7 protein-coding genes are annotated in these 7,242 nt (G+C 68.1%); all 7 read left to right on the forward strand.

Features of this window, described 5'->3' with window-relative positions:
* Nucleotides 1–241 (forward strand): IS66 family insertion sequence element accessory protein TnpB (gene tnpB, locus Q7A36_RS37370; RefSeq protein ID WP_305108876.1); only part of this gene is annotated, 241 nt, incomplete at its 5' end.
* Nucleotides 242–300: 59 nt separating this feature from the next.
* Nucleotides 301–1,899 carry an IS66 family transposase gene (gene tnpC / locus Q7A36_RS37375; protein ID WP_370655780.1) on the forward strand — a complete coding sequence of 533 codons (1,599 nt, stop codon included), beginning with the start codon at nucleotides 301–303 and terminating at the stop codon, nucleotides 1,897–1,899.
* A 2-nt stretch (nucleotides 1,900–1,901) separates the two neighbouring features.
* Entirely contained in the window at nucleotides 1,902–2,108 is a 207-nt protein-coding gene (locus Q7A36_RS37380) for a hypothetical protein (RefSeq protein ID WP_305108877.1), read from the forward strand.
* 62 nt (nucleotides 2,109–2,170) lie between these two features.
* The gene (locus Q7A36_RS37385) at nucleotides 2,171–2,746 is read left to right on the forward strand and encodes a Mu transposase domain-containing protein (RefSeq protein ID WP_305108878.1); all 576 of its coding nucleotides are present in this window, start codon (nucleotides 2,171–2,173) and stop codon (nucleotides 2,744–2,746) included.
* 20 nt (nucleotides 2,747–2,766) lie between these two features.
* Nucleotides 2,767–3,519: an IS21-like element helper ATPase IstB gene (istB, locus tag Q7A36_RS37390; protein ID WP_305108879.1), complete on the forward strand. Its 753-nt coding sequence runs from the start codon at nucleotides 2,767–2,769 to the stop codon at nucleotides 3,517–3,519.
* A 96-nt stretch (nucleotides 3,520–3,615) separates the two neighbouring features.
* The gene (locus Q7A36_RS37395; RefSeq protein WP_305108880.1) at nucleotides 3,616–4,638 is read left to right on the forward strand and encodes an IS1595 family transposase; all 1,023 of its coding nucleotides are present in this window, start codon (nucleotides 3,616–3,618) and stop codon (nucleotides 4,636–4,638) included.
* A gap of 704 nt (nucleotides 4,639–5,342) precedes the next feature.
* A complete protein-coding gene (locus tag Q7A36_RS37400; RefSeq protein WP_305108881.1) occupies nucleotides 5,343–6,527 on the forward strand; it encodes an alpha/beta hydrolase in 1,185 nt (394 codons plus the stop codon).
* Nucleotides 6,528–7,242 lie beyond the last annotated feature (715 nt).

Raw genomic sequence — 7,242 nt, forward strand, 5'->3', positions numbered from 1 at the left:
TGACCCGCACGCGGGCGACCTGTACGTCTTCCGCGGCCGCAAAGCAGACGTGGTCAAGATCATCTGGCACGATGGGATTGGCATGTCGCTCTACATGAAAAGATTGGAGCGCGGCCGCTTCATATGGCCATCACCGGCGGATGGCTGCCTGCAGATTTCCGGCGCGCAGTTGGCCTACATGCTCGACGGCATCGACTGGAGAAATCCCCAGCGCACCTATCGGCCCGAGTTGGCGGGATAGTGCGTGCGTCCAGCATGTTGACCCTACCCGACGCGCAGCAGGTGTGATTCCATCATGGCGTGACGCCCGCGCCGGACAGCACTGCCGACGATGTCGCCGCCCTGCGCGCCGCGCTTGCTGCCGCGGAGCTGGCGCGCCAGGAGGCCGAGGCCCGCGCCTCTGGCGCCGAGGTGATGGTGGCGCACCTCAAGCTGCTGATCGCCAAGCTCAAGCATGACCGGTTCGGCGCCTCCTCCGAGCGCAGCCGCAAGCTGATCGACCAGCTGGAGTTGGAGCTCGGTGAACTGGTCGCTGCCGCCAGCGAGGATGCCACCGCGGCCGAGACCGCCGGCGACAAGGACAAGCCGTCGGGCGGCTCCGGCAGCACGTCGCGCCGGCATCCGGCCCACGCGCCGCTGCCGGATCATCTGCCGCGGGAGCGCGTGGTGATCGCCGCGCCCTCGGCCTGCCCCTGCTGCGGCGGCAGGCTGTCCAAGCTGGGCGAGGACATCACCGAAACCCTTGAGGTCGTGCCCCGGCAGTGGAAGGTCGTCCAGGCTGTGCGGGAGAAGTTCTCCTGCCGGTCCTGCGAGACCATCACCCAGCCGCCGGCGCCGTTCCACCCGATCGCTCGCGGGCGTGCCGGCCCGCAGCTGCTGGCCATGATCCTCGAGGCCAAGTTCGGCCAGCACCTGCCGCTGAACCGCCTGAGCGAGATTTACGCCCGCGAGGGCGTCGAGCTCAGCGTCTCGACCATCGCCGACTGGGTCGGCACCTGCACCGCCATGCTGGCGCCGCTGACGGTGCTGATCAACCTGCACGTGCTCGCCGCCGCCCGGCTGCACGGCGACGACACCACGGTGCCCGTTCTGGCCAGGGGCAGGACCATCACCGGCCGGGTCTGGACCTACGTGCGGGACGACCGGCCGTTTGCCGGGCCGGCGCCGCCGGCGGCGATGTTCCGGTACTCAAGGGATCGCACGGCCGAGCATCCGCGGCGACACCTGGCGAGCTATAGCGGCATCCTGCAGGCCGATGCCTATGCCGGGTTCGGCGAGTTCTATGCGTCAGGCCGTAGGCCAAGGCCGATGGCCGAGGCGGCGTGCTGGGCCCACGGCAGGCGCAAGCTGTTCAAGCTCGCCGAGGTCGCCCGCGCCCCGCTGGCGGCCGAGGCGGTCCGCCGGATCGATGCGATCTTCGACGCCGAGCGCGCCATCAACGGCCTGCCGGCCGAGCAGCGCCTGGCCGTGCGGCAGGCGGAGATCGCCCCGCTGGTGGCCGCGCTCGAGACCTGGATGCGCGAGCAGCGCGCCCGCCTCTCGCGCCATGCCGAGGTCGGCAAGGCAATGGACTACATGCTGACCCGCTGGGATGCCTTCAGCCGGTTCCTGACCGATGGCCGGATCTGCCTCACGAACAACGCAGCGGAATGCGAGCTGCGCGGCGTCGCTCTCGGAAGAAAGGCATGGCTGTTCGCCGGCAGCGATCGCGGCGGTGAGCGGGCCGCGGCCATGTACTCCCTGATCGCCACCGCCAAGCTGAACGACGTCGACCCGCGCGCCTGGCTGGCCGATGTCCTCGCCCGCATCGCCGGCCACCCAGCGTCGCGCCTGCACGAGCTGCTACCCTGGAACTGGAAGGCTGCCCGCGCTGAGGCGCCCGCAGCACAGGCAGCCTGACCATGGCCGCGCCGAGCTTCGTGTTCACCATCACCCGCGTCGCCGAAATGCTCGGCGAGGATGAGGAGTGGCTGCACGAACTCGCCGAACAGCTGGAGCCCGAGGATGGCTGCCTCTGGGTGTACGACACCGGCGACCGCGAGACCCTCGCCTTTACCCAGCGCGGCGTCGAGAGCCTCAAGGAACTGACCGAAGACCAGAGACCCTGACCGGCGCCGCAGCCGGACCTCCAGCATCCGCGGTATTCACCGGATGGGTACCCATTGGCTATGTGCGCGAGAGCTTCTTTGCTGCCCGCCGCTTTCAGGATCTCGACGACCTCAACGGCCAGGCTCTGAACTGGTGCAACGGCCTCGCCGCCGACCGCCGCTGCCCCGGTGAGCCGGAGCGCCGCGTGCGCGAGGTCTTCGCCGAGGAAGTCCGCCACCTGCTGCCGCTACCCGACAACCCGCCGCCGCTGCTTGAGCGCGTTGCGGTCCGGGTCGGCAAGACGCCCTACGTCCGGTTCGACCGCAACGACTACTCCATCCCCCATACCCATGTCCGGCGCGTGCTCACCGTGCTCGCCGACCCGGAGCAGGTCCGCATCGTCGACGGTGCCGAGCTGCTCGCCTGCCATCGCCGCAGCTACGACAAGGGCGCGCAGATCGAGCAGGCCGACCACCTGCAGGCCCTGGCGGCTCAGAAGCGTGCCGCCCGCCAGCACCGCGCCACCGACCGCCTCGCCCAGGCCGTCCCGGCCAGCCAGGAGCTGCTGCGCCGCGCCGCCGCCGGTCGCCGTCGTGCTGCCCGCCAACGTGCAGGCACGGGACCGGCCGGTGCAGCCGCACGCCCTCGAGACCTATGACCGCTTGAAGGGTGGCGCCGATGACTGAGCCACAGGCCCTGCGAACCCGCGCCGCGGCGTTGCATCTGCATGGGCTACTTGCCCACTGGGCCGAGGTCGCCGACCAGCCCTGGTTGGCACCACTGCTCGACTGGGAGGAGCAGGAACGCGGCCGGCGCAGCCTGGAGCGGCGCCTGCAGGCCGCCCGCATCGGCCGGTTCAAGCCGCTCTGCGACTTCGACTGGACCTGGCCGAAGCGCTGCGACCGTGCCGCCATCGAGGCCTTGATGGGCCTCGATTTCCTCAAGGAGGCCAGCAACGCGGTCCTGCTCGGCCCGAATGGTGTGGGCAAAGCAACCCTGGCTCAGAACATCGCCCATCAGGCTCTCATCGCCGGTCACACTGTGCTGTTCACCACTGCAGGTCACCTGCTCGGTGATCTCGCCGCACTCGACAGCGATACTGCCCTGCGCCGCCGCCTGCGCCACTACGCCCACCCTAGCCTGCTCATCATCGACGAGGTCGGCTACCTCTCCTACTCCAACCGTCATGCCGACCTGATGTTTGAGCTGATTTCTCGCCGCTACCAGGCCAAGAGCACCATCATCACCACCAACCGTCCTCTTGCCGAGTGGCAAGAGGTCTTTCCGAACGCTGCCTGCGTCGTCTCGCTGATCGACCGCCTCGTCCACAACGCCGACATCATCGCTATCGAGGCCAACTCCTACCGCCTCAAGGAAGCCGAGGAGCGCAACCAGACCCGCGCCCGGCGACGACGCGCCAGCAAGGTGTGAGCGAGCCTCTCCGCCCACGCCACAAAACCCTTGGCGCTGTTCGACTTGGATGTGGGAGACGAGAAAATCTGACGAGGGCTGACTACATGATGTTCTATGTCCAGCCTCGAATCTCGTCGTCTCAACCATCTCGAATCCACCATCCGGGCAGCCTCGGGTGAGCAGCTCATCACCATCGAACGGCTCGTCGCCGAGGTCGCGTCTATGCGGGTTGCCGAGGTGGCCCTGGCCCGCCGCACGGAGGTGGCCTGCGTCAAGCGGCGTTGCCCGCATTGCGAGGCTGAGAGTGCTCACCTGCACGGCAAAGACAAGAACGGCCGACAGCGGTTCCGTTGTCGCATCTCCGAGTGTCGCCGCACCTTCAACATCCTCACCGGCACGCCGATGGCGCGCGCCCGGATGCCCGACAGGTGGGGCCAATACCTGTCCTACATGACGGACCACTGTTCGGTCAGAAAGATCGTAGAGGCCGGGATCGGCGTGAACCACACGACTGTCTGGCGCTGGCGTCACCGCTTCCTCAAGGCTGCCGCGCAGGACAATACGGCAATCCTCTCTGGGGTGATCGAGGCCGATGAGACGTTCTTCGTGCGCTCCTGCAAGGGGCACCGAGGATGGGTGAAGGGCAGGCCACCCGAGCCCCGCGCCGCGCGCCCGCGTGCCTGGGGCGCCACCAAGCGGGGCCTGTCGGATGAGCAGGTGCCGGTGCTGACCGCCCTGGACAATGCGGGCGGGGTTTACGAAGCCATCCTGCCATCGCTGGCAGCGATCGAGACGACGCTGGACGGCCGGATCGCACCAGGGTCGGTGGTCTGCTCCGACGGCACGGCGGCCTATGTGAAGGCAGCGGTGAAGGCGGGCGCCGAGCATCGCCGGGTGGTGGTGCCGACCACCACGCCTGTGACGGTGAAGGTCGCTCCGCTGCCAACCAAGCGGCGGCAAAAGGGCCGCCTCGGGCTTGGGCGGGTCAACGCGCATCACGGCCAGATCAAAGCGCTGGTGAACGGGCGCTGCCGTGGCGTAGCGACTCGGTACCTCGGCAACTACCTCGGCTGGCACCGGGCGATGCTGCACGAAGGCTTCACCGGAAAGGCGCTGCTGGATCGGGCGCTGGCGTAGTTCGGCGGGCAGCCTGCCGTGGCCGCCCAACACCCAAGTCGAACTGCGCCAAACCCTTATCCTTCTGTTCGGCCCCACCAAGGCCATCCTTCCGTCCCGGCCGCCTCTCTGAGGCCGGCGCGCGCAGCGGCTGTCCAGGATGGCCGAAGGCCACCGCGCCTTGGCGCGGCGCGCAGCGTCCTGGACAGCCGCGAGCACGACGGCACCCTCCGCGCGACCGGGACGCAGGCTACGCGCGTGCCCTCAAGCCATCCAGGCTCGCAGTCCAATCCACACCCGCACCCGCCGCCGTCTAAGAGCGCTTCCTCACCCCCCCCCCGACACCCGCACCACCTCGGAAGAAAATTCGCAACTTTGCGTCGCCGATGACGGGGTGAACGCAGCTTGTCGTCGCTTCAAACGCTGAGAACGACGCAATTTGGTGTTCGTTCCGGAATGTGTTCGCCAAGTTGACGATCCTCAAAAGGGTGCGCACCCACGGCAAGCTTGATAGCGACGGCTTCCGGCGCGAGACCACCCGCATCCCGGAGCCAGGCTTGCCACGTGCGAGCCCGGTCATGCTTCGGCTCCTGCCGGGCGCAAATTGAATCTGCTTGAACGCCTGCATCCATGTCGCGCACAGTGCCGTCGCACCACGCGGCAGAAGCCGTCCCCTGCCCAGGTACGGCGCGAAAACAACCGCCGCGATCGAGGGAGGCCTCGCTATGACCTGGAAGGAGTTCTCCGGCGCGTTTCACCGTGCTTTTGTGCTTCTCCCTTCTTTTGCCCCGGCACTCGTCCCCGCGATGCTCGCGGTCATGATGGTAACGGCTGCGGCCCAGGATGGCGGCCGCCTGGACAGCCGCCGCGCGGCTTCCCTGGTCCTCCAGCGCGAGGGCAATTTCTTCGTCGGCGGCAGCTACAACGCCCGCGACCAATTCGTCGGCCAGATGTACGTCGAGTACCGGATCCCCAGAACCCAGCGACACGCCTATCCGATTATCCTGGTGCATGGCGGCGGGCAGATCGGCGCCGGATGGAACGAGACGCCTGATGGGCGCGAGGGCTGGACACAGTACTTCCTCCGCCAAGGCTACGCGGTCTACGTCGTGGACCAACCGGCGCGCGGCCGCTCGGCCTACAACTCGGACTTAGGCCCGCTCAGTGACCCATTCGACGCTGTCACGGCGCAGCAGCTGTGGGCCGCCCCGGAACGCTTCGATCTTTGGCCGGCCGCCCGCCTGCACACCCAATGGGTCGGGCCTGCGGTCAAGGGCGACGAGACGTTCGACCAGTTCATGCGGGCGCAGTCCGACGCATTGCCGCTCACTCCGCTTGACCTGCAGGAGCGGCTCACCGCCGACGCGCTCGTGGCGCTGCTTGACCGGATCGGCCCGGCGATCCTCGTTCCCCACTCGCAACCGGGCTTTCCATCCTGGCTCGTGGTGGATCGCCGGCCGGATCTGGTGAAGGCGCTTGTCCAGCTCGAGCCGGGCGGCCCGCCGGTCTTCGCGCTGGCGCCCCTCTTCAGCCCGGTCAGGATCGCCTGGGGCCTCACCTCGAACCCGATCACCTACAGTCCCTCCGTATCGGACCCATCGCAGCTGAGCTTCACGCAGGTGCCGGTGGATGACCCCTATGTCACCACCTGCTGGGTGCAGGCCGAGCCGGCCCGGCAGCTTCCGAACCTCCAGCGGGTGCCGATCCTCATGCTGACGAGCGAGGCCGGCTACAACACGCTCTGGGATCCCTGCACGGTCGCCTACCTCGAGCAGGCCGGGGTGAACCCCACGTGGCTACGGCTGCCCGATCTCGGCATCCGGGGCAACGGGCATTTCTACTTCATCGAGAAGAACAGCGATGAGGTCGCAGGCGTGGTTCTGCGTTGGCTCAAGGAGCACACTGAGTAGGCCGGCTTCGGGTGAGCCGGCAGACCATCGCAGGGGAGCCGGCACAAGCGGCCCCGCGCCCATCGAAGCCAGCTCCGGGGCGCGGCGATCGGTGGGGCGACACGTCAAGGCTGACCTCCTCGTGGCCGGAGAGCGTCAGCACCACGGCGGCGACATGGCGCACGCAATGGTCTCCTTCCGGATGCCGTCGGCGTATTGGCATGTCGCTACCGTACCCAAGACAGCGAAGTGCCAGCCAAAGAGATCGCTCTTAAGCTCGCGGAGCACGTGCGTCGGCGTTCCTGCCGGCAGAGTCGTGGATGCGATGGTCAGCTCCGCCAGCAGCCAGGACGCGGCGGCGTGGCTGATAGCGTCAGGCTTTGGCGGTAGCCATGGTTTCCGGGCCAAGCCACACCAGCCAACGTCCACGATCCGGGGCTGGTGCGCTTCCGAGCTCGCGGCCCTCTCTTGCGACAGGGCGTCACGCCGCCCGATAATGCCGCTTGGCGCGCCTCTCCGCCTCCCGTGCCGCGGCTTCCGGCGTCGCCTGGCCGGAGGCGACGCCGGCACACATCTGCACCGGTTCTGTCAGAACTCACGCCAGACCCGACGAGTTGAGGCGAAAGCCAAGGTCAGCTTACGCCGCTTCGAGAATGGCGAGCACACTGGTGGCGCGACGGAGGTGAAGCAGGCGACGGCGGTTGGCAGGGACGGGCTGGTGGTGGCGAGTGCGGAG

Source organism: Paracraurococcus lichenis, from assembly GCF_030657435.1.
Classification (GTDB): domain Bacteria; phylum Pseudomonadota; class Alphaproteobacteria; order Acetobacterales; family Acetobacteraceae; genus Paracraurococcus; species Paracraurococcus lichenis.